This window comes from Sphingomonas sp. PvP056 (genome assembly GCF_040549155.1).
In the GTDB taxonomy this organism is placed as follows: domain Bacteria; phylum Pseudomonadota; class Alphaproteobacteria; order Sphingomonadales; family Sphingomonadaceae; genus Sphingomonas.
In genome coordinates this window covers 496,799-519,199 of sequence record NZ_JBEPST010000003.1, presented here as the reverse complement: position 1 = coordinate 519,199, position 22,401 = coordinate 496,799, and the positions used below count along the sequence as shown (strand labels likewise).

General features: G+C 66.1%; 16 protein-coding genes. 9 read left to right on the top strand and 7 right to left on the bottom strand.

The window, feature by feature from the left end:
- Positions 1 to 3: 3 nt before the first annotated feature.
- From paoC to ABIC17_RS09975, 4 genes are all read right to left on the bottom strand, one after another.
- Complete coding sequence (gene paoC / locus ABIC17_RS09990) at positions 4 to 2,223, bottom strand: aldehyde oxidoreductase molybdenum-binding subunit PaoC (protein WP_354281433.1); 2,220 nt, start codon at positions 2,221 to 2,223, stop codon at positions 4 to 6.
- The gene (locus tag ABIC17_RS09985; RefSeq protein ID WP_354281431.1) at positions 2,220 to 3,170 is read right to left on the bottom strand and encodes an FAD binding domain-containing protein; all 951 of its coding nucleotides are present in this window, start codon (positions 3,168 to 3,170) and stop codon (positions 2,220 to 2,222) included. Before ABIC17_RS09985 ends, paoC begins: the two co-directional genes overlap by 4 nt.
- A complete protein-coding gene (gene paoA, locus ABIC17_RS09980; RefSeq protein ID WP_354281429.1) occupies positions 3,167 to 3,805 on the bottom strand; it encodes an aldehyde dehydrogenase iron-sulfur subunit PaoA in 639 nt (212 codons plus the stop codon). Before paoA ends, ABIC17_RS09985 begins: the two co-directional genes overlap by 4 nt.
- A gap of 269 nt (positions 3,806 to 4,074) precedes the next feature.
- Entirely contained in the window at positions 4,075 to 4,716 is a 642-nt protein-coding gene (locus ABIC17_RS09975; RefSeq protein ID WP_354281427.1) for a TetR/AcrR family transcriptional regulator, read from the bottom strand.
- A gap of 103 nt (positions 4,717 to 4,819) precedes the next feature.
- Between ABIC17_RS09975 and ABIC17_RS09970 the strand changes: the two genes are divergently transcribed.
- From ABIC17_RS09970 to ABIC17_RS09940, 7 genes are all read left to right on the top strand, one after another.
- Positions 4,820 to 6,004: an efflux RND transporter periplasmic adaptor subunit gene (locus ABIC17_RS09970; protein ID WP_354281425.1), complete on the top strand. Its 1,185-nt coding sequence runs from the start codon at positions 4,820 to 4,822 to the stop codon at positions 6,002 to 6,004.
- Positions 6,005 to 6,009: 5 nt separating this feature from the next.
- On the top strand, positions 6,010 to 9,216 hold the full coding sequence (locus tag ABIC17_RS09965) for an efflux RND transporter permease subunit (RefSeq protein WP_354281423.1): 3,207 nt from the start codon (positions 6,010 to 6,012) through the stop codon (positions 9,214 to 9,216).
- Complete coding sequence (locus ABIC17_RS09960; RefSeq protein WP_354281421.1) at positions 9,213 to 10,772, top strand: efflux transporter outer membrane subunit; 1,560 nt, start codon at positions 9,213 to 9,215, stop codon at positions 10,770 to 10,772. The genes ABIC17_RS09965 and ABIC17_RS09960 overlap by 4 nt, the downstream gene beginning before the upstream one ends.
- A gap of 493 nt (positions 10,773 to 11,265) precedes the next feature.
- Positions 11,266 to 11,634: a thiol-disulfide oxidoreductase DCC family protein gene (locus ABIC17_RS09955; protein WP_354281419.1), complete on the top strand. Its 369-nt coding sequence runs from the start codon at positions 11,266 to 11,268 to the stop codon at positions 11,632 to 11,634.
- A 31-nt stretch (positions 11,635 to 11,665) separates the two neighbouring features.
- On the top strand, positions 11,666 to 12,997 hold the full coding sequence (locus tag ABIC17_RS09950; protein ID WP_354281417.1) for an ABC1 kinase family protein: 1,332 nt from the start codon (positions 11,666 to 11,668) through the stop codon (positions 12,995 to 12,997).
- Positions 12,998 to 13,065: 68 nt separating this feature from the next.
- Positions 13,066 to 13,560 carry a nucleoside deaminase gene (locus ABIC17_RS09945; RefSeq protein WP_354281415.1) on the top strand — a complete coding sequence of 165 codons (495 nt, stop codon included), beginning with the start codon at positions 13,066 to 13,068 and terminating at the stop codon, positions 13,558 to 13,560.
- Between the two features lie 86 nt (positions 13,561 to 13,646).
- Positions 13,647 to 14,234: a DUF4337 family protein gene (locus tag ABIC17_RS09940; RefSeq protein ID WP_354281413.1), complete on the top strand. Its 588-nt coding sequence runs from the start codon at positions 13,647 to 13,649 to the stop codon at positions 14,232 to 14,234.
- A 12-nt stretch (positions 14,235 to 14,246) separates the two neighbouring features.
- On the opposite strand, the gene ABIC17_RS09935 is transcribed toward ABIC17_RS09940, so the two are convergent.
- Together ABIC17_RS09935 and ABIC17_RS09930 are read right to left on the bottom strand one after the other, a co-directional pair.
- Positions 14,247 to 15,077 (bottom strand): type 1 glutamine amidotransferase, encoded by an 831-nt coding sequence (locus tag ABIC17_RS09935; protein ID WP_354281411.1) that lies wholly within the window; start codon positions 15,075 to 15,077, stop codon positions 14,247 to 14,249.
- Positions 15,078 to 15,079: 2 nt separating this feature from the next.
- Positions 15,080 to 16,105 carry an SDR family oxidoreductase gene (locus tag ABIC17_RS09930; protein ID WP_354281409.1) on the bottom strand — a complete coding sequence of 342 codons (1,026 nt, stop codon included), beginning with the start codon at positions 16,103 to 16,105 and terminating at the stop codon, positions 15,080 to 15,082.
- Positions 16,106 to 16,277: 172 nt separating this feature from the next.
- On the opposite strand from ABIC17_RS09930, the gene ABIC17_RS09925 reads away from it, so the two are divergent.
- The gene (locus ABIC17_RS09925) at positions 16,278 to 19,691 is read left to right on the top strand and encodes an amidohydrolase family protein (RefSeq protein ID WP_354281408.1); all 3,414 of its coding nucleotides are present in this window, start codon (positions 16,278 to 16,280) and stop codon (positions 19,689 to 19,691) included.
- Between the two features lie 15 nt (positions 19,692 to 19,706).
- Here the strand turns inward: ABIC17_RS09925 and ABIC17_RS09920 are convergent, their stop codons facing one another.
- Positions 19,707 to 20,633, bottom strand: coding sequence for an alpha/beta hydrolase (locus tag ABIC17_RS09920; protein ID WP_354281406.1), 927 nt, complete (start codon positions 20,631 to 20,633; stop codon positions 19,707 to 19,709).
- 185 nt (positions 20,634 to 20,818) lie between these two features.
- Between ABIC17_RS09920 and ABIC17_RS09915 the strand changes: the two genes are divergently transcribed.
- Positions 20,819 to 22,345 (top strand): family 8 glycosyl hydrolase, encoded by a 1,527-nt coding sequence (locus ABIC17_RS09915; protein WP_354281404.1) that lies wholly within the window; start codon positions 20,819 to 20,821, stop codon positions 22,343 to 22,345.
- Positions 22,346 to 22,401 lie beyond the last annotated feature (56 nt).

Below are 22,401 nucleotides of genomic sequence, written 5' to 3'. Positions count from 1 at the left end.
CTGTCAGGCGACCGGCGGCATCTTGTCGAGCATCTTGTCGAGCGTGACAGGATAGTCGCGGATGCGGATGCCGGTCGCGTTATACGCCGCATTCGCAATCGCCGCGCCGACGCCGCATAGCCCGAGCTCGCCCACGCCCTTGGCCTTCATCGGCGAAGTGGTCGGGTCGGTCTCCTCAAGGAAGATCACTTCCTGATGCGGAATGTCGGCATGCACCGGCACTTCATATTGCGCGAGGTCGTGGTTGACGAAGAAGCCGAAGCGCTTGTCGACCGCGAGTTCCTCCATAAGCGCCGAGCCCACACCCATGGTCATCGCGCCGATCACCTGGCTGCGCGCCGACTTGGGGTTGAGGATACGGCCTGCCGCACACACCGCAAGCATCCGGCGGATACGGACTTCTCCCGTATACATGTCGACGCCCACCTCGACGAAATGCCCGGCGAAAGTCGACTGCTGATACGTCTTCGCCAGATCGCCATAGTCGATCGTGTCCTCGGCGGTCAGTCCGGCATCACCCGCCGCCTCGGCGAGCGCAACGCTGCGGTTGCCCGAACGTACCTTTCCGTCGGCGAATTCCACGTCACCCGAGTTGAACCCGAGCTTCTGCGCAACCGCCTCGCGCAGCTTGACGCAGGCGGCATAGACACCCGCGGTCGAGCTGTTCGCGCCCCACTGTCCACCCGAACCCGACGACACGGGCGAGTCCGAATCGCCGAGCCGCACCACGACGCGGTCCATATCGACTCCCATCATCTCCGCAGCGGTCTGCGCGATGATCGTATAGGAGCCGGTGCCGATGTCAGTCATGTCGGTGTAAACCGTGACGATCCCCTTGCGATCGATCGAGACTTTGGCGCCGGACTTCATGTTCATGTTGTTGCGGAACCCCGCAGCCACGCCCATGCCGACCAGCCATTTCCCGTCGCGCACCTGCGCGGGCTTGGCGTTGCGCTTGTCCCAGCCGAACGCCTTCGCGCCATCCTGCAACGCCTTGATCAATTGCCGTTGCGAGAAGCGCCGCTCGGGCTTCTCGGGGTCGACCTGCGTATCGTTGGCGATGCGAAATGCGATCGGGTCCATCCCGAGCTTCTCGGCCATTTCGTCCATCGCGATCTCGAGCGCCATCAGCCCCGGAGCCTCGCCCGGCGCGCGCATCGCATTGCCTTCGGGCAAATCGAGCACCGCGAGACGCATCGAGGTCATGCGGTTCGCACCCGCATAGAGCAGCTTGGTCTGCGAGACCGCAGTCTCCGGCCCGCCACCGGGGAGATCGCCCGAACCGCTCTCATGTGCGATCGCGGTGATCTTACCGCTGCGATCGGTACCGATGCGGATCCGCTGCGTCGTAGCCGGACGGTGCGTCGTGTTGTTGAACATCATCGGCCGTGCCAACGCGACCTTGACCGGACGGCCCGCCGCGCGTGCGCCAAGTGCCGCCATGATCGCATCGGTGCGGACGAACAGCTTGCCGCCGAAACCACCGCCGACATAGGGCGAGATCAGCCGGACGTTCTCCTTGGGGATGCCGAGCGTCTTGGCGACGTCGCCCTTGCCCCAGGCGATCATCTGGTTTGACGTCCACACCGTCAGCTTGTCGCCGTCCCAGCGCGCGAGCGAAGCATGCGGCTCCATCATCGCATGGCTATGATCGGGCGTGGTGTAGCGCGCGTCGAGCTTGACCGCCGCCTTGGCGAACGCACCCTCGAAATCGCCGACCCGGTCGACTGGCGGCGCTTTGCTGCCTTCGCCGCTGTCATTGCCCTTGAGCGGCGCGGTCTTGAGCGCCTCCTCGAGATCGAACCGACCCTTGCCGCGCTCATAGTCCACCCGGACGAGGTTGGCCGCGGTGCGCGCCTGCTCGAACGTCTCGGCGACGACGATCGCGATCGCCTGGTGGTAATGCTGGATCTCGGGACCGCCGAGCAGCATCGCGGTGTTGAAATCGCCCTTGGTCAGCTTGCCCGCTTCGGCAGCGGTGACGATCGTGATGACACCGGGCGCGGCCTTCGCCTCCGCCAAATGCATCGCGCCGATCCGCCCCTTGGCGATCGCCGCGTGGACGATGTAGCCATAGGCCGGGTTGGCGACGACATCATGCCGTTCATAGGCATAAGGCGCGGTGCCGGTGGTCTTGAACTTGCCGTCGATGCGGTCGTGCGGCTTGCCGACGACCTTGCCCTGGTCGATCGGATTCTGGCCTGCGGGGGTCGTGAACTTCATGCGCGTGTCTCCGCCAGCACCGCGGCGAGCGTACGCTCGACCAGCGGAACCTTGAATGCATTGTCTTCGGTCGGCCGTGCGCCCGCCAGCAGCGGGGCGACCACTGCCTTGGAGCCATTGCGCAACTGCGCATCGGCGGCATCGACTCGCCACGGACGCGGGGCGATCCCGCCGATCGCGACGCGACCGCTGCCGTCCGGCTGGACAATTGCCGCGACCGATACGAGCGCATAGGCATAGGAGGCGCGGTCGCGCACCTTGCGATAGGTATGCGTCCCGCCGAGCGGCTTGGGCAGGGTCACCGCAGTGATCAGCTCGCCACGCTGCAACGCGTTCTCGACGTGCGGGGTGGTGCCGGGCAGCTTGTGGAAGTCGGCGATCGGGATCGTCCGCGCCTGGCCGGTCGGGTTGATCGTCTCGATCTGCGCATCGAGCAGCCGCATCGCAACCGCCATGTCCCCCGGGTAAGTCGCGATGCACGCATCGCTCGTCCCGATAATGCCGAGCTGGCGGCTATAGCCACCGAGCGCGGCGCAACCCGAGCCGGGCTTGCGCTTGTTGCACGCCTGGTTGGTGTCGTAGAAATACGGGCAGCGCGTCCGCTGGAGCAAATTGCCCGCGGTCGTCGCCTTGTTGCGCAACTGGCCCGAGGCCCCGGCGACGATCGCACGGCTGAGCACGCCATAATCGCGACGCACGCGCGCATCGGAGGCAAGCGCGGTGTTCGACACGAACGCGCCCACGCGCAGACCACCGTCCTGCGTCGGCTCGATTTTGTCGAGCTTCAACTCCTGGACGTCGATCAGATGCGTCGGCGTCTCGATCTCGAGCTTCATCAGGTCGAGCAAATTGGTCCCGCCCGCGATGAACTTCGCGCCGGGGGTGCGCGCGACCGCAGCCGCAGCAGCGGCGGGGGAGGTGGCGCGTTCATAGGTAAAGGGCTTCATGCGCGCGTCTCCGCAACTTCGGTCATCGCTTCGAGGATGTTCGAATAGGCACCGCAACGGCAAATGTTGCCGCTCATCCGCTCGCGCATCTCTGCGTTCGAGATCGGCGTCTTGGCGTTGAGGTCGCCCGTCACATGGCTGGGAACGCCCGCGCGGATTTCCTCGATCACCGCAACCGCCGAGCAGATCTGCCCTGGGGTGCAGTAACCGCACTGATAGCCGTCGTGCTTGATGAAGGCCGCCTGCATCGGGTGCAGCTTGTCGGGGGTGCCAAGACCCTCGATCGTCGTGATCTTGTCGCCCTGATGCATGACCGCGAGGCTGAGGCACGAATTGATGCGCTTGCCATCGACCATCACGGTGCAGGCACCGCACTGGCCGTGATCGCAACCCTTCTTGGTGCCGATCAGATGCAGATGCTCACGCAATGCGTCGAGCAGCGTCGTGCGGGTGTCGAGCTCCATCGTCTGGCGCTTGCCGTTAACGGTCATTGCGACCTTGGCCATCGTCGGTGCCTGCGCAGCGCGCGCTGCAGTCTGTGCCTCGGCGAGGGGAACCTGCGTTACCGCTACGGCGGCCGCTCCGCCGGCAAGAATACCCCGGCGCGAGATCTCGGGTGATCCGCTATCCTTCATTGCAAAGCTCCGTCCGTGCGCCGGAACCTGTGTCCCGGCTGCTGATAATAGGTGATGTCTGCCAGTCCTGAAGGAACGGCGGAAATAAGTGAAATGCTCCCGGAGCCCGCGTACGCGCAGTGTTCCAAATGCCAGAACGCCACGATAGCGATCCGCGTTCCCGTTTCTGTAACAAATCGTCTCGATCAGAACGATCGATAAACCCATCATCGGACGAGCGAACGGGGCAGGGGCCGGGGCGATGGATCGCCCGGCCCGGATGCGCCAGATCAGGCGTCGGCGGCGATGATCTTCGACAGTTCGGCATCGATCAGGTCACCGACATAGGTTGCAAGCCGTTCGTAATCCAGCTGCGGGTCGGAGATCTTGCGCAGCCAAACGCCGTGCCCGACCGCCATGATGAAATCAGCCAGCTGACGCCGCCGCTGCGCCTTCGACTCGCCGGGGGCGAGGAAGTCGAGCGCGGTCAGGATGCTGTCGCGCACGCGCTTGTCGATCCCACGGACGATCTCCGCGACACGCGGGTTGCGCGTTGCCTCGGAGATGGTCTCTGCAATCAAGGCACAATCGTCCTCCAGTTCGGGATCGTCTTCCATGAACCGTTCGATCCAGCGGCGGACCATCGCGAAGTCGCGCGCCGCGACCGCGTCGCTCAACGCTCGGTGTTCGAGGAAACTGATGACGTCGGCCTCGACGAGTGCAGCGACGATATCCTCCTTGCACGCGAAGTCGCGGTACAACTGGCCGACCTTCACCCCCGAGTCGTGCGCGATCTGCGCGACGCCGGTGCCGTGAAAACCGTGCCGCATGAACAGGTTTCGTGCTGCGGCCAAAATTCGTTCGCGACGCTCGTCTGCCTTGGAAGCACGATTTTCCAGCGGTTTAACGTATTCCAAAAGATCTGCTGTCATTGTCATCCTGTCCTTAGAACTTGTTTTTCGCGTTTTTGATAGCTAGGCGGCGCGAGCGAAACGTGAGTGATCGATCGCTCACACATTAGACATTGGAAGCAGCGTGCGCAAATCCTCCCCTCTGATCGTGTTCACAGCGGTTGTTCTGGCCGGGTGCGGCAGCGGAAAGCAGCAGCAACCCCCGGCACCGCCGACACCCCAGGTGGGTTTCGTGACGGTCTCGCCACAGTCGGCCACGCTCAGCACCGAACTCGCGGCGCGCACTGCCGCTTATGAGACCTCGGAGATCCGGCCGCAGGTCAACGGGCTGATCACCGCACGCCTGTTCCAGGAAGGCGACGAGGTCCGCGCGGGCCAGCCGCTCTACCGGATCGACCCGCAGCCATATCAGGCACAGGTCGCCAGCGCGCGCGCAGCCCTCGCGCGCGCCAAGGCCGCGATTGCCTCGAACGACGCGCTGGCTCGCCGGTATGGCGAACTCGTCAAGATCAACGCGATCGCGCGGCAGGATTACGAAAACGCGATCACCACCGCGCAACAGGCCCGCGCCGACGTCGCCGCGCAGGAGGCGGCACTCCGCACCGCGACGATCGATCTCGGCCGCACTACGGTCAAGGCACCGATCTCCGGGCGGATCGGGCGTTCGGCCGTGACGACGGGCGGTCTGGTCACAGCGTCGCAGACCACCGCGCTTAGCACCATCCAGCGTCTCGATCCGATTTACGTCGATATCACGCAATCGAGTGTCGATCAGTTGCGGCTTCGTAAGCAATTGCTTGAAGGCAATCTTTCGCGTGGTGCCAACGCCGCGCGGATCCGCCTGAAGCTCGAGGATGGCACGCTCTATCCGGTCGAGGGCATCGTCAAGTTCGCCGACGTCACGGTCGATCCGGCGACGGGCAGCCAGACGATCCGCGCGCAATTCTCCAACCCCAACCGGTTGCTGCTGCCCGGCATGTACGTCACCGCGCAGTTCGTCGAGGGCACACAGGCAAACGCCTTGCTCGTGCCGCAGCGCGCGGTGAGCCGTGATGAAAAGGGCAATGCGGTCGTCATGGTCGTCGGCCCAGGCAACAAGATCGTGCCCAAGACGCTGACCGCGCCGCGCACGATCGGCGACAACTGGCTGGTGACGGCAGGGCTCGCCGCGGGTGACCGCGTGATCGTCGAGGGCGCGCAGAACCTCCAGCCCGGCACCCCGGTCAAGCCGGTCCAGTGGACCGACAAGGCCGCCAAGCCCGGTGCCCAGCAACCCGCCAACGCTTCGGCCGCCGGCAAGGGACAGTAACGCCCATGTCGCGTTTTTTCATCGAACGACCCATCTTCGCATGGGTCATCGCGATCATCCTGATGGTCGGCGGGTTCATCGCGATCCGCAGCCTGCCGATCGCGCAGTTCCCCTCGATCGCGCCGCCCTCGGTCAGCATCACCGCGACCTATCCGGGTGCCGACGCGCAGACGCTCGAGAATACGACGACCCAGATCATCGAGCAGCAGATGAAGGGTATCGACAACCTTCGCTACTTCTCGTCGTCGTCGAGCTCGGCGGGCACCGTGACGATCACGCTGACGTTCGAACAGGGCACCGACCCCGACATCGCGCAGGTCCAGGTCCAGAACAAGCTCCAAGCCGCGACCCCGCTGTTGCCGCAGGAAGTCCAGCAACAGGGCATTCAGGTCGCCAAGGCGACGTCGAACTTCCTGCTGATCATCGGCGTCTATTCGCAGGACGAGCGGCATAGCGCGTCCGATCTCGCCGATCTGCTCGCGTCGAAGGTTCAGGATCCGCTCAGCCGCATCAACGGCGTCGGCGATACGCAGCTGTTCGGTGCGCAATATGCGATGCGCGTGTGGATCGATCCGCTCAAGCTCAACGGCTACCAGCTGACCATCGCGGATGTCACCGCGGCGCTGCAGGCGCAGAACGCGCAAGTCTCCGCAGGCCAGCTCGGCGCACAGCCCGCGCCCGCCAGCCAGATGCTCAACGCGACCGTCTCGATCCAGTCGCGCCTCAACACGCCCGAACAGTTCGGCAATATCCGTCTGAAGACAGACGCCACCGGAGCCGTAGTACGCCTCAACGACGTCGCGCGGGTCGAACTCGGCGCGGCCGATTATGGCTTCAGCACGCTCTACAACGGCAAGCCTGCCGCCGGGATCGGGATCAAGCTCGCGCCGGGTGCGAATGCGCTCGCCACGGTCGACGCGGTCAAGGCGCGGATCGGCGAGATGTCCAAGACCTTCCCGTCGGACGTCAAGGTCATCTACCCGTACGATTCGACCCCGTTCGTCCGTCTGTCGATCGAACAGGTCGTCCACACGCTGATCGAAGCGGTTGTCCTCGTGTTCCTCGTCATGTACCTGTTCCTCCAGAACTGGCGCGCGACGCTGATCCCGACGATCGCGGTTCCGGTGGTGTTGCTCGGCACGTTCGCCGTGCTCGCGGTCGCTGGCTATTCGATCAACACGCTGACCTTGTTCGGCATGGTGCTGGCGATCGGTCTGCTCGTCGATGACGCGATCGTCGTGGTCGAGAACGTCGAACGCCTGATCACCACCGAACATCTCTCCCCACGCGAAGCGGCCCGCAAGTCGATGGACGAGATCAGCAGCGCGCTGGTCGGCATCGGCCTTGTGTTGTCCGCGGTGTTCCTGCCGATGGCCTTCTTCGGCGGGTCGACGGGCGTGATCTATCGCCAGTTCTCAATCACGATCGTCTCGGCGATGGCCTTGTCGGTGCTGGTCGCGTTGATCCTGACACCGGCTTTGTGCGCGACGATCCTCAAGCCGCACGATCCCGACAAGGCGGAAGGCAACGGCCCGCTGTCGCGCTTCTTCCGCTGGTTCAACCGGACGTTCGACCGCGGCACCAGGAAGTATGAGAAGGGCGTACGCAGCACCGCGCACCGCTGGGGCCGGTCGATGATCGCGTTCCTTGCGATCGCCGGGCTGATGGCCTTCCTGTTCATCCGCTTGCCGACCGGCTTCCTGCCCGACGAGGATCAGGGCACCGTGATCGCGCTGGTGCAGGGCCCATCGGGCGCCACCACCGCGCGCACCGACGCAGGGCTTGCGCAAGTCCGCGATTATTTCATGAACAAGGAAAAAGCGAACGTCGAAGGCGTCTTCACGATCAGCGGGTTCAGCTTTGCCGGTGCGGGGCAGAACGCCGGTCTTGCATTCGTCCCGCTCAAGGGCTGGGAGGACCGTTCGGGAGCCGCCAACAAGGCGCAGGCGATCGCGGGGCGCGCGATGGGCGCGTTCTCGCAATTCCACGACGCGATGATCTTCGCGATCGTGCCGCCCGCGGTCCAGGAACTCGGCAACGCGACCGGCTTCGACCTTCAGCTGGTCGACACGGTCGGCATGGGGCATGAAAAGCTCGTTCAGATGCGCAACATGATGCTGGGCATGGCGATGCAGGACAAGCGCCTCGCGCAGGTCCGCCCGATGTCGCTGGAGGACGCGCCGCAGCTCAAGATCGACGTCGATCAGGACAAGGCGCGGGCGCTCGGGCTCGACCTGGGCGAGGTCAACCAGACGATCTCGACCGCCTGGGGCAGCCAGTATGTCAACGACTTCATCGACCGCGGCCGCGTCAAGCGCGTGTTCGTCCAGGCCGATGCACCGTTCCGCCTCAAGCCCGAGGATCTCGACAAATATTACGTCCGCGGCGCGAACGGCGCGATGGTCCCCTACAGCGCCTTCACGACGCTGCGCTGGACCCAGGCCCCCGTCCAGCTGACCCGCTACAACGGCCAGCCCGCGATGGAATTGCAGGGTGGATCGGCGCCGGGGCTCAGCACGGGTGCCGCGCTCGAGGCGATGCAGGAAATCCACGCCAAGCTTCCGCCCGGCACCGATCTCGAATGGACCGGCCTGTCGTATGAGGAAAAGCTGTCGGGTGGTCAGGCTCCGTCGCTCTACGGGCTGTCGCTGCTGATCGTGTTCCTGTGTCTTGCCGCGCTGTACGAAAGCTGGTCGGTGCCGATTTCGGTGCTGCTGGTGGTGCCGCTCGGCGTCGTCGGCGCGTTGCTTGCGGCGTTGCTCACCGGGCTCAACAACGACATCTATCTGCAGGTCGGCCTGATCACCACGATCGGCGTCTCGGCAAAGAACGCGATCCTGATCGTGGAATTCGCCGAGGAACGGATGCGCGAGGGCATGAGCGCCTTCGATGCCGCGATCGAAGCCGCAAAGACGCGGTTGCGACCGATCCTGATGACCAGCCTCGCGTTCATCTTCGGCGTGTTGCCGCTCGCGCTTTCGACCGGCGCGGGCGCCGGCGGGCAGAATGCGATTGGTCGCGCGGTGGTCGGCGGGATGCTGACCGCGACGATCCTCGGGATCTTCTTCATCCCGATGTTCTTCGTCGTCGTCCGCGCGGTGTTCGCAGGTCGCAAGAAGAAGAGCAGCGACGGGACCCCCACGGCTGGCGACGATCGTGACGCCGCCCCGATGGGTCCGCCCGCCCCCAATAGCGCGCCCCAGGGAGCATGAAGATGAAGACGACGATCCGCACCGTCGCGGTGCTGCTGGCGACGGCTGCTCTCGCAGGGTGCAACATGGCGCCGAACTACGTCCGTCCTCAGGGCGCCGTACCCGTCGCGCTGCCGCAGGGCGGACCCTATCCGGTCGCGCCGAGCGACGCGCCGGACGTGACCAAGATCGGCTGGCGGACGTTCTTCACCGATCCCAAGCTGCGCGACGTCATCGCGCTGGGGCTGGAGAACAACCGCGACCTGCGCCTCGCGGCGGCGAACGTGCAGCAAGCGCGCGCGCAGTATCGCGTCCAGCGCTCGGGTCAGCTGCCCGCCATCTCTGCTAACGGAACGGCATTCTATTCGAATGCGCTGGGCGCCGCGACGGCTGGCGGCGGTGGTGGTATCGGCGGCGGCGGTATTGGCGGCGGTGGTATCGGGACGGGAACAGGGACTGGCACTGGGACTGGAACCGGCACAGGTACCGGGACGGGGACCGGGACAGGCACTGGTGTCGGCACCGGCGTCGGCACGACCACGAGCTCCAACATCGAATTCTACTCGGCGAATGTCGGTATCTCGCAGTTCGAGCTCGACCTGTGGGGCCGCCTGCGCAACCTCAGCGAAAGCGCGCTCCAACAGTATTTCGCGACCGAGGAAGCGCAACGCTCGACCCGGATCAGCCTGATCTCGGAGATCGCCTCGGCCTATCTTACGCTCGCGTCCGACCAGGAATTGCTCGGCGTGTCGCAGGAAACGCTGGCGAGCTTCGAGCAGTCGCTCCAGCTGACCCGTGCGCAATTCCGCATCGGGGTTCAGTCCGAACTGGTCGTGCGCCAGGCCGAGACCAATTACGAGGCCGCTGCGAACGACATCGCCGCGCGGCGTGCGCAGATCGCGCAGGATCGCAACGCGCTCGACCTGCTGGTCGGGACGACGACCCCGGCGGCGCTGCTGCCGCAAATGCTGGGGACGCAGGACCGGACGCTGAGTGCGCTGCCCGGCAATCTGGAATCCGCGGTGCTGTTGCGCCGCCCGGACGTGCTTGAGGCCGAGCATCAATTGATCGCGCAGAACGCCAATATCGGGGCCGCGCGTGCTGCGATGTTCCCGACGATTTCACTGACCACCAGCTTCGGCACGGTGAGCAGTGCGCTGACCGGCTTGTTCGGCGCGAACAGCGAAAGCTGGTCGGCGACGCCGGGGGCGACCTTCCCGATCTTCGACTTCGGCCGTCGCAAGGGCAACCTCCAACTCGCGCGTGCACAGCAGCAAGGCGCGGTCGCGACCTATGAGAAGACGTTGCAGACCGCCTTCCGCGAAGTCGCCGACGCGCTTGCCACGCGTGGGACGATCGACGCGCAGCTCGGCGCGCGAACGCGACGCGCGGAGGCGGCGCTGGTCGGCGCGCGCCTGTCCGATGCGCGGTATCGGGCAGGGGTGGACTCGTTCCTGACCTCGCTCGATTCGCAACGCACGGCGTACGGTGCACGCCAGGATCTGGTGACGACGCGTCTCGCGCGCGCGAACAACCTCGTCACGCTGTACCGCGTGCTCGGCGGTGGCCTGAACTGACGGACTTTCACCCCTCCCCTTCACGGGAGGGGCCGGGGGTGGGGCCGTGCAGCAAAGCGGCCCCCACAATTACGCAGGCCGTCCCCACCCCAACCCCTCCCCTGAAGGGGAGGGGCTAGCGCTTGTTGTTCCCGCCACGCCCCAAACCCAAGCGCGCGCCCCTTTCACCCCTCCCCTTCAAGGGAGGGGCCGGGGGTGGGGCAGTGCAGCAAACCGGCCCCCGCAATCACGCAGGCCAGCCCCACCCCAACCCCTCCCCTGAAGGGGAGGGGCTAGCGCCCGTTGTTCCTGCCACGCCCCAAACCCATGGGCTCGCCTCTTTCACCCCTCCCCTTCAGGGGAGGGGCCGGGGGTGGGGCAGTGCAGTAAACGAACCCCGCAATTGCGCAGACCAGTTCCACCCCAACCCTCCCCCAAAGGGAAGGCACCCGACCCCACGCATAATCTCCACCCCCCACCTCGACCCAGCCGCACGCATCCCCATATACCCCCCATGACGGACCTCACGGTATGGTATGACGGCGGATGCCCCCTGTGCCGGCGCGAGATCGCGCTGATGCAGCGGCTCGATCGCGCGCAGGCGATCACCTTCGTCGATGTCGACAAGGCCGACGGCGGCAGTTGCCCGATCGATCGCGCCGACCTGCTCGCGCGCTTCCACGCCCGCGAGGACGGTGTCCTGCTCTCGGGAGCCGCCGCCTTCGCCGCAATGTGGCGCGCGATCCCGCGGCTGCGCTGGCTCGGGCTCGCCGCGAAAGCGCCGGGGATGCTGCCGCTGCTGGAACACGCCTATCGCGCCTTCCTCCGCGTCCGCCCGCGGCTGCAACGCCTTGCCCGCAAGGCCGAACAGAACGCCGCGTGACGGCACCCCAACTGCCAACGAAAGACACAATGTGAGCGACGATCGCAGCAAGGGACGATCCGTACCGAGTGGCCGCCTGGCGCGCCTCGGCGTGTTCGGGCGGATGGCGGGCGGGGTCGCGGGTAACGTGATGGCCGAAGGCGCACGACGGCTCGCCAGCGGCGAGGTCCCCAAGATGGGCGACCTGTTGCTCACCCCCGCCAATGCAATGCGCGTCGCGGACCAACTGTCGCATCTGCGTGGTGCTGCGATGAAGCTCGGGCAAATGATCTCGATGGACGCCGGAGACATGCTTCCGCCCGAACTCGCGACGATCATGGGGCGGCTGCGCGACAATGCGCACCACATGCCGCCGCAGCAGCTCGATACGGTGCTGGCGAAGGAATGGGGCAAGGACTGGCGTCGCCGCTTCGCGCATTTTCAGGCGCATCCGATCGCCGCCGCCTCGATTGGCCAGGTTCACCGCGCCCGCCTGCCGGGTGGCCGCGAGCTCGCGATCAAGGTGCAATATCCCGGCGTCAAGGACAGCATCGATTCGGACGTCGACAATGTCGCGACGCTGCTCCGGGTATCGGGCGTGCTCCCCAAGACGCTCGACATCGCCCCGCTTCTCGCCGAGGCGAAGCGCCAGTTGCATGAGGAGGCGGACTATCTGCGCGAGGGCGAAATGCTCGCGCGCTTCGGCGACCTGTTGCGCGATGAACCACAGTTCCTCGTCCCCGCGCTCCATCCCGATCTGACGACGCCACACGTGCTGGCGATGGATTATGTCGCGGGCGTCCCGATCGAAACGCTCGAGACGGCCCCGCAGGCGTTGCGCGACCGCGTGATGGCCAATCTGATCGATCTGGTCCTGCGCGAGATGCTCGACTGGGGGCTGATGCAAACCGACCCCAATTTCGGGAATTACCGCTGGCAACCCGACACGGAACGGATGATTCTGCTTGATTTCGGTGCGGCGCGTGCCGTGCCGGACGAAACCGCGACCGGCTATCGCACCTTGTTGCAGGCCGGGCTGGCGGGCGACCGCGATGCGGTCCGCGAGGCGGCGGTCGCGGCGGGGTTCCTTGGGCCAGCCGCCGTCACCGCACACCGCGATCTGGTCGACCGGATGATCGACGTGGTGATTGGCGAACTCGGCAAGACCGGGCCGTTCGACTTCGGCGACCGCGCGTTCGTCGGCGTGCTGCGCGACCAGGGGATCGACATGGCGCGCGACCGGTCGACCTGGCACGTCCCTCCGGTCGACACGCTGTTCGTCCAGCGCAAGATCAGCGGGACCGCATTGCTCGCGGCGCGGCTTAAGGCGCGAGTCGACGTGCGCAGCCTGGCCGAGACCTATCTCGCCCGGACGACCGGCTAGCGCCCCGCGCGGGAACGGAACGCGTGTTCAGCCGCTTCACCGGCTGATCGACAATGGTGGCGAGGCGCATGATGACCCAGGAAGACGAAAAATGGATGCGGCGCGCGATCGAGATTGCGCGGTCCAAGGGCTCGGACCCGTCCACTTCGCCGCTGGGGTCGGTGATCGTGCTCGACGGCAAGGTCATCTCGGAAGAACGCAACCAGACCCACGAACTTCCCGATGCGACCGCGCACGCCGAGATGATGGCGATCCGCCGTGCGTGCGAAGCGACGGGCGAACTGGAGCTGCGCGGCGCGACGCTGTACTCGACGCTGCAGCCGTGCGGGATGTGCACGATGGCGTCGATCTGGTCGAAAGTGGGGCGGGTAGTCTATGGTGCCGAAGCCGCCGACGTCCATCCGATGTACTTCGAGGCGCGCCATACCGACACGCTCGATTTCGTCCGCAATGCGTACCGCGACGACATCGTGTTCGAGGGCGGATGCCTGCGGGCCGAATGTGCCGAACTCTATTATGGCCCCGACGACGACCTCCCACGGGATGAGCAGGCTAACCTATAAGCCATTGTTATAATGCGGTTACCCGACGGCGGAGCTGTGCGCCACGCAGCGCACACGTGTGCAACCTTGATCATCTTGGAGACCTGATGGAACCCGCAGACGCCAAGGACCTGATCGACGAGGCGATCGAGCGGGCGGAGGAAAGCTCCAACGCTGCCGATCGCAAGGAGCGGGAGAGCGAACGCCGCTTCCGCGACCGCGTCTCGCTGCTGGTCGGCGGGTTCGCTGTGGCGCTCGCGATCGTCCACATGAACGCCGCCGGAGCACAGCGCGAGAGCGTCCTCCAGCACATCGCCGCCTCCGACAGCTTCGCCTATATGCAGGCCAAGATCGTCCGCGATACCGTTCTCAAGACCGCCGCCGCGCAACCTGGAGCGACGCCCGCCGACCGAACCAACTGGGCCCGCGAAGCCGCCCGCCTCCGCACCCCCGACCGCGCCGGCCACGCCATCGGTCAGCTGGAGCAGGCAGGCGCCGAGCAACGCGCCGCCGGTGAACGCGCCGCGCACCGCGGGGAGGGGTTCGAACTCGGCGAGACCGCCTTGCAGCTCGCGATCGTGCTGCTGTCGATCGCAATGGTTGCGCGGTCCCAATGGATCACGCTTGGTGCGAGTGTCGTGGCGGGTTGTGGCATCGCGCTTGCCGTGGCCACCGGGCTGGGGTTGTCGGGGTAGAGGCCCGTCCGCTCAGTCGAGCATCTCCAGGAAGTTCGTAAGCTCCAGTCGACGCCGCGCCTCGTCGGCAAATTCGCGATCGATCCCCAAACTCCAGTACAGTGCACGATGGTCGGGCCTGTCGTGCAACGCATCGAGCAGCGCGGCGCGGGCCTCGACGGCGTTCGTGTCGTCCGCAAGGCCTGCCTCGACCAGCGCATCCGCCTGACGCCGGAGCGCGATCGCGATTTCGCCGAGCGCGAGTTCCGGGTGGTATTGCACCCCCCAGAAGATCCCACCGTCGTGGCGGATCTCGGCCGCCTGTACGGTCGTCACCGCGTTGCTAGCGAGTAAGGTCGCATCGTCGGGCAGCCGCTCCACCTCGTCACCGTGGATCGCAGGCGCATCCCAGCTGGCCGCGCGCCCGGCCAGCAACGGATGGCTGCGCCCCGCTTCGGTCGGAGTGATGCGACGCGCGATCCCCGCCTCCATCCGGTCGGGCATCTTGCGCACGGCCCCGCCCGCCGCGGCGACCGCCAGTTGCAGGCCCGCGCACGACCCGAACGAACGCGTGCGCGACGCGAACACGGTGCGCATGAAGGCAAGCTGCCGCGCAACTTCGGGCGTGTCGTCATAGACGTGCAGCGGCGACCCGGTCACGAACACCGCGTCGAACGCAGCGATCGTCTCCGCCGAATAGACCTGCGCATCCTCATCCGCGGGCGCGACGATCGTGATTTCGGCGTCGGGGCGAAGCTGCTTCAGAGTGGCGGCGTAGGTTTCGCCCGAACTCTTGCCCGCATGCTCACGGCGGGCTTCGCGTTCTTCGGTGGTTTCGCTCTCGGCGACGAGATAATGGGGCAAGATCAGTCCTTGGTCGATGCGGGATCGGCGGCACGGCGTCGCGCCAGCAGGACCGCGGCGACTCCGCCGATCCCCGCCAGGGTGATTGCCTGGATCGCGCGTGGATGGCGCTGCGCGGCGGTGTAAATGCTGGTCTTGCGACCCGGCTGGACGCCCGAGCGTTCCTGTCCGCGTTGCGTCGGTGCGAAGATCGTCGTCGACTGCGTCTTCGGACGGGTCTTGTCCGACATCACGGGAATCATCAGCCCCGCCATCCGGTCCAGCAGCGCGGGGAAGTGCGTCCCCAGCAGCACCTGCAACCGCCCGGCGCCGCCAACGGTGATCTCGCGCCGGACATTCTGCGCGGCATCGAGGATCGCGGTCGCAACCAGCTCGGGGTCATAGACCGGCGGCGGGATCAGGCCTTCGCCATCGACATGGTTCGCAGCGTGCTGAGCAATCGGCGTGTCGATCCCGGATGGCTTGATCAGCGTGATCGCGATCGGCAGCGCGTCCGCGGTCAACTCCATCCGCAAGGCGTCGACGAACCCCTTGGCCGCATGTTTCGACGCCGAATAGGCGCTGAGAATGGGGGAGGGGAGTTCGGAGGCGATCGACCCGACGGTGATGATCGCGCCGCCTTTCTCCCGCAAATGCTCGACCGCGGTCAGCGCGCCGTGCACCGCCCCGAAATAGTTGGTGCGGAACAGCTGCTCATGCTCGTCCAGCGGGGTGTCGATCAGCTTGCCGTAGATCGCGGTGCCGGCGTTGTTGACCCATGTGTCGATCCGTCCATAGCGCGTCCGCGCGGCGGCGGCGGCGGCGCGCACCGCCTTGATGTCACCGACGTCAGCGACGGCAAAAATCGCGTCGCCACCCGCCGCAGTGATCGCCTCGACCGCTTCGCGCAGTGATGCTTCGTTGCGCGCGACCAGGACGACCTTGGCACCCTCGGCAGCCGCACGTTTGGCGGTGACAAGGCCGATCCCCGAACTTGCGCCGGTAATAACGATGACCTGCTCGGCAAGCGGCTTCAGCGTGATCTTCATGGTGATGTCGTGCTCCGGCAATTCGCGGTTCTGACACGGTAAACGGTCGATGCGGTCGATCGGTCCCGCAGCACAGTCAAACGACTTCGGTTGCGGGGTTGCGGATCGCGACGACTTCGTGGCAGCGTTCGTGCGACACGGCGCGACCGCGCGGAATGATATTGGGGGCACAATGAAATATCGGGTTACGGCGGCGCTTGCCGCAGCGTTGCTGGCAAGCGAAGTGTTCGCGCAGGCCAACCCCCAACCCGCGCCCAAGCCTACGCCAGACCAGACGCAGGCACCCGAGAACCAGGCAAGCGATCCGCTCAAGCCAGCCGAAGCGGCCACCGCGCCCGCGCAGCAAACCAATCCCGCGCCGACGACGGCATCCGCCACGGCTGCGCCCAAGAAGCCCAAATGGAACGTCGAAGCCCCGCCGGGCATGCGGACGCGCGAAGTCCCGATCAAGGTCGACAACGGCAGCTGGATGAACGTCGACGTTTCCCGCGACGGCAGGCTGATCGCGTTCGACCTGTTGGGCGACATCTACACCATGCCGATCGCGGGCGGCACGCCGACGCGGATCGCGCAGGGCCTGTCCTACGAACACCAGCCGCGTTTCTCGCCCGATGGCAAGCGGATCGCCTTCACCTCGGATCGCGGCGGCGGCGACAACATCTGGATCATGAACGTCGACGGCAGCGACAAGCGCCAGCTGACCAAGGAAGACTTCCGCCTGCTCAACCAGCCGACCTGGTCCCCCGATGGCCGCTTCATCGTCGCGAAGAAGCATTTCACCACCGGGCGCTCGCTCGGCACGGGCGAGGTGTGGCTCTACCATGTCTCGGGCGGGGCAGGGGTCCAACTCGTCAAACGCGCGAGTGAAGAGCTGCAGAAGGAACTCGGCGAACCGATCTACGCGCCTGACGGGAAGGGGATCTATTATACCCGCAACGTCTCGCCCGGCCCGATCTTCGAATATGCACAGAATTCGCGGACCGATCTGTTCAACATCGAACGCTACGATATCGACACGGGCGAGGTGACCACCGCGGTCTCGGGCGTCGGCGGATCGGTGCGACCGACCCCGTCGCCCGATGGCAAAAGGATCGCCTTCGTCCGCCGCGATCACGGCAAGACGACCTTGTGGGTCAAGACGCTGGAGAGCGGTGACGAACGCCGGATCTATGATGCGCTCGATCGCGACGTGCAGGAGACGTGGGCGGTGACCGGGGTCTACCCGAACATGGCGTGGACCCCCGACAGCAAGACGATGGTGTTCTGGGCGGGCGGCAAGCTCAATCGGGTCGGCGCGGACGGCAGCGCCGGGGCGGTGATCCCGTTCCGGATCGACGATACCCGCGTGGTGATCGACGCGACCCACCCGCAAGTCGCGGTCGCGCCCGATCGCTTCGCCACCAAGATGCCACGCTGGGCGAGCGTCTCGCCCGATGGCCGCACCGTCGTGTTCGAGACGCTCGGCAAATTGTGGACCAAGCCGGTTGCCGGCGGCACCGCGCGGCGGCTGGTCAAGGGCGACGAAGCGAGCATGGAGCTGTGGCCGAGCTGGTCGCGCGACGGCAAGACGATCGTGTTCGTCGACTGGACCGACGCCGCGCTTGGGTCGATCCACATCGTTCCGGCAAGCGGCGGCACGGCGCGCGCCGTGACCACGGTGGCGGGGCATTACGCCCGCCCGCGCTTCTCGCCCGATGGCAAGACGATCGCGTTCGAACGCGGCGGCGGCGGCTATCTGACCGCTGCGCGCGGCGGCGGCGATACCGGCGTCTACCGCGTCGCGACCGCAGGCGGCGCGATCAGCCGTGTGTCGAAGGACGGCAGCGCGCCGCAATATGGCGCATCCAACGACCGGTTGTTCATGCTCGCCAAGGACAAGGGCAAGAGCCAGCTCGTCAGCACCGACCTGACCGGCGAGGCCAAGCACGTCCATGCGACGGGCGAGTTGGTCAACGACTATGTCGTCTCGCCGAACGGCGAGTATGTCGCGTTCCGGCAGAACTATCAGGGCTTCGTCATGCCGCTGCTCCCGGGCACGCAAGGCGTCGAGGTCGACAAGAAGGGCGGTCCGCTCCCCGCGACGCAGGTAAGCTCGGACGGCGCGGATTTCCTCAACTGGTCGAACGACGGGACTCAGCTCCACTGGAGCATGGGGCCGACGCTCTACACCGCCAAGACCGCGGACCTGTTCCGCGTCGCGCCCGCGGATGAGGATGCGCCCAAATATCCGGCCCCCAAGACCGGCGTTTCGCTGTCGATGGACGTCGCCGCGGACAAGCCCAGCGGCACCGTCGCGCTGGTCGGCGCGCGGATCGTGTCGATGGCGGCCAACGACGGCGGGATCATCGACGACGGCGCGATCGTCATCCGCGGCGACCGTATCGTCGCGGTCGGCCCGCGCGCCTCGGTCCAGATCCCGGCGGGCGCGAAGGTCGTCGACGTCGCGGGCAAGACGATCATCCCGGGGCTGGTCGATGCCCACGCGCATGGCCCCCAGGGCGAGGACGATCTGATCCCGCAACAGAACTGGTCGTCGATCGTCAATCTCGCGATGGGCGCGACGACGATCCACGATCCGTCCTCGCGCGCGGCGGAAATCTTCGTCGCGTCCGAAATGCAGCGCACTGGCAAGATCATCGCCCCGCGCATCTTCTCGACCGGCGAGGTGATCTACGGCGCGAAATCGCCAGAGGTTTATGCCGAGATCAACAGCTATGAGGATGCGCTGGCAGACGTCCGGCGGTTGAAGGCGGAGGGCGCGCACAGCGTCAAGAACTACAACCAGCCGCGCCGCGAACAGCGCCAGATGGTCGTCGCGGCGGCACAGGCCGAACAGATGGAAGTGGTGCCCGAAGGTGGGTCGCTCTACGCGATGGACGTCTCGCTGATCCAGGACGGCAATTCCACGGTCGAGCACAATATCCCGCTCGAGCATTTCTACGCCGATCTCGTCAGCCTGTGGACGCAGACCAAGACCAACTACACCCCCACGCTGGTGGTTACTTATGGCGGTCCCGCGGGCGATCCGTACTGGCGGCAGCATATGGATGTGTGGAAACATCCATTGCTCTCGCGCCACGCGCCGCCCGCCTTGCTCGAGGCGCAGAACGCCCGCCGCACGATGGCTCCCGAGGAGGACTACGTCGACGGCGAGAGTGCGCGCGAGGCCAAGAAGCTCGCCGATCGCGGGATTCAGGTGTCGATCGGCGCGCATGGCCAGCAAGCCGGGCTCGGCCCCCATTGGGAGATGTGGAGCTTCGTCCGCGGCGGCTGGTCGCCGATCGAGGCGTTGCGCGCTGGCACGATCATGTCGGCGACCTCGCTCGGCTATGCCAAGGACGTCGGCTCGCTCGAAGTCGGCAAGCTCGCCGATCTGCTCGTGCTTGACGCCGACCCGACGCGCGACATCCGCAACAGCGACAAGATCAACCGCGTGATGCTTGGCGGGCGGCTGTACGACCCGCTGACGATGGACGAGGTCGTCACGGGCACGCGCAAGCGCGCGCCCTACTGGTGGACGGGGTCGAACGGCAGCGCGATGGGGTCGGCCTATACGATCGGCGACAGCGTGACTGGCGGCGACTGAGCACCGCCGGTCGCGTCATTTCGGCGGGGCGGCGAGCGGGGCGGCGGGCTGGGCGGCGGGTTTGCGGTTCGCATCGAACCACCCGCCGTCCGCCAGCCAGTCGGCGAGCCGATCGGGCCAGTGCAGGATCGAGATCCGGTCGCTCTCGTCCAGGTTGAAGGCATGGCCGCTGTCCGCGAACATGTGCAACTCGGCGGAAACGCCCGCGGTGCGAAGCTGCTCGTACAGCGCCACCGAAGGCGCCGCGCAACACGGATCGCGGCTCCCCGCGACGATGAAGGCGGGTGGCGCGCTGGCGATCGCCTTGGCCGGAATGCCGCGTGGCCCGGGGAAAACGAGCACCTGAAAATCGGGCCGTGCGGACTGACGGTCGATCGAGTCGCTCGCCGGACGTCCGGCAGGCTCGGGATTGTCCGCGATCAGCGACACCAGTTCGCCGCCCGCTGAAAAGCCCATCACGCCGACGCGGTGCGGGTCGATCCCGTAATCCGCGGCATGCGCCCTAACCCAGCGCAGCGCCCGCCGCGCATCGTCCGCCGCATCGCCCTCGACCGAATACGGCGATCCCGGTTCGTTCGCGAGCCGGTATTTAAGGACGAACGCCGACACTCCCATCCGGTTGAGCGCGGTAGCAACCTTGGTCCCCTCATTGGTCCAGACGAGCAATTTGTGCCCGCCGCCGGGGAAGATCACGACCGCAGATCCATTATTGTGTGCGGCCTTGGCAGGGTAGGCGATCAGCGACGGTTCGCGGATGTTGCGGACCCAGTAATCACGCCCCACCTCGGCGCTCGGCGGACGCTTGTCGGTGCCCGGCGCGCCGTTCGGCCAGAGCTTGATCGTCGTCAGGACGGGCGGGGTCTCGGGTGCCGGATCCTGCGCGGTGGCCGCGCCCGACAATAGCGCAAGGTACAAGCATGCGGTCCACGCAGTCGCTCTCATCATCGCTCTCCTGTCCGCCATTCGTTCGTCGAAGCGGTATCGTTATCATTGCCACGCGCGCAGTGGCGGCGGAAGCGGTAAAACGATCCCGCTCGAGCTGCTTGCACCGTCGCGAAAGTTCGTTAGCTTCCAGATGATTGCGTTAGCATAACCGCGCCATCAGGACGCGGGGTGAGAGGATGGACATGGCACACACGGCACGACGGCACCCGCGCGTTGGGATCCTTCCGATGGTCGCGCTGACGGTACTGGCAAGCGGCATGCCCGCCGTCGCAAGCGCTATGCAGGCGGCACCTCCGGCTGCCTCCACCCCGCCGCCCGGAACGATCGACACGGGGCACACCGACAAGCCGCTCGGCCCGATCAAGCGGTTCCCCGGCGACGGTTCGGGCGCGGTCAAGACCGGCCAGTATCGCAACCTCTTCGCGGAACAGCTTGGCGTGTCGGAGGCGCAGACGAAAGCCAAGATCGACGCGGTGTTCAACCAGCTGTTCTACGGCGACGGGCAGGAGGAGCGCATCTATTTCGAGAGCGGTGCCAACGCCAACGGCCCGCTTGCCTACATCACCGATTGGGCGAACAACGATGCGCGCACCGAGGGCATGAGCTACGGCATGATGATCGCCGTCCAGCTCGGCAAGAAGCGCGAGTTCGATGCGCTGTGGAACTGGTCAAAGACGCACATGCAGATCACCGACCCGAAGAACCCCTCGGTTGGTTATTTCGCCTGGTCGATGGGGACGGACGGATCGCCCCGCTCGGTCGGTGCCGCGCCGGATGGGGAGGAATATTACGCAATGGCGCTCTATTTCGCGTCAAAACGGTGGGGAAACAGCAGCGGAATCTACAATTATCAGGCCGAAGCCGACACGATTCTGCGCGCAATGCGGCATCATCCGGTGATGACAGGGACCACCCCGTTCCGCATCCACCCCGACGACAAACCATTCGAAATGCCCGCTGCCCCCTGGCCGAGCATCAACAACCGCGCGATGGCAGCGCAAGCCGCCAAGGACGGCAAACCGTGGCCGCCCTATCGTCCGAATAACCGCCCCCGCCAGGCGACGGTCGGCCCGATGGTCGACGAAGCGCACGCGATGATCCGCTTCGTCGCCGAAACCAGTGTCGGCGGCACCGATGCGTCCTATCATTTGCCCGCCTTTTACGAGCTTTGGTCGCGTTGGGGCCCGGTCGAGGATCGCGCGTTCTGGGCAAAAGCAGCAGACGTCAGCCGCGACCTGTTCGTGCGAGTCACCGGGCCAAAGACCGCACTTGCACCCGATCGCAGTCACTTCGACGGCACCACGATGCTGACCCGCGACGGCACGCCCGATCCGTTCGGCTATGACAGCTGGCGGACCGTTAGCAACTGGTCGGTCGATTACAGCTGGTGGGGCAAGGACCCGCGCCAGCGCGTGCTCAGCGACCGGATCCAGACGTTCCTGGCGGGGGAGGGGATCGACCGAATGGCGGATCGCTACACGCTCGACGGCAAGCCCTTGTCGACGCGGCATTCCCCCGGAATGGTCGCGGCAACGGCGGTCGGTGCGTTCGCGGCGACGCCGGGGGCGAATTCTAAGGCGTTCCTGAAGGCGCTATGGGACATGCCGGTCCCGACCGGCGAGCAACGCTATTTCGACGGCATGCTGCAGATGATGAGCCTGATGCATTGCAGCGGCCAGTTCCGCGTGGTGGATGGGCCGGCTTCATAAGCGTCGTTCTCCCGCGAAAGCGGGAGTCCAGGGTTGCAAGCGCCACGCTCGTAACC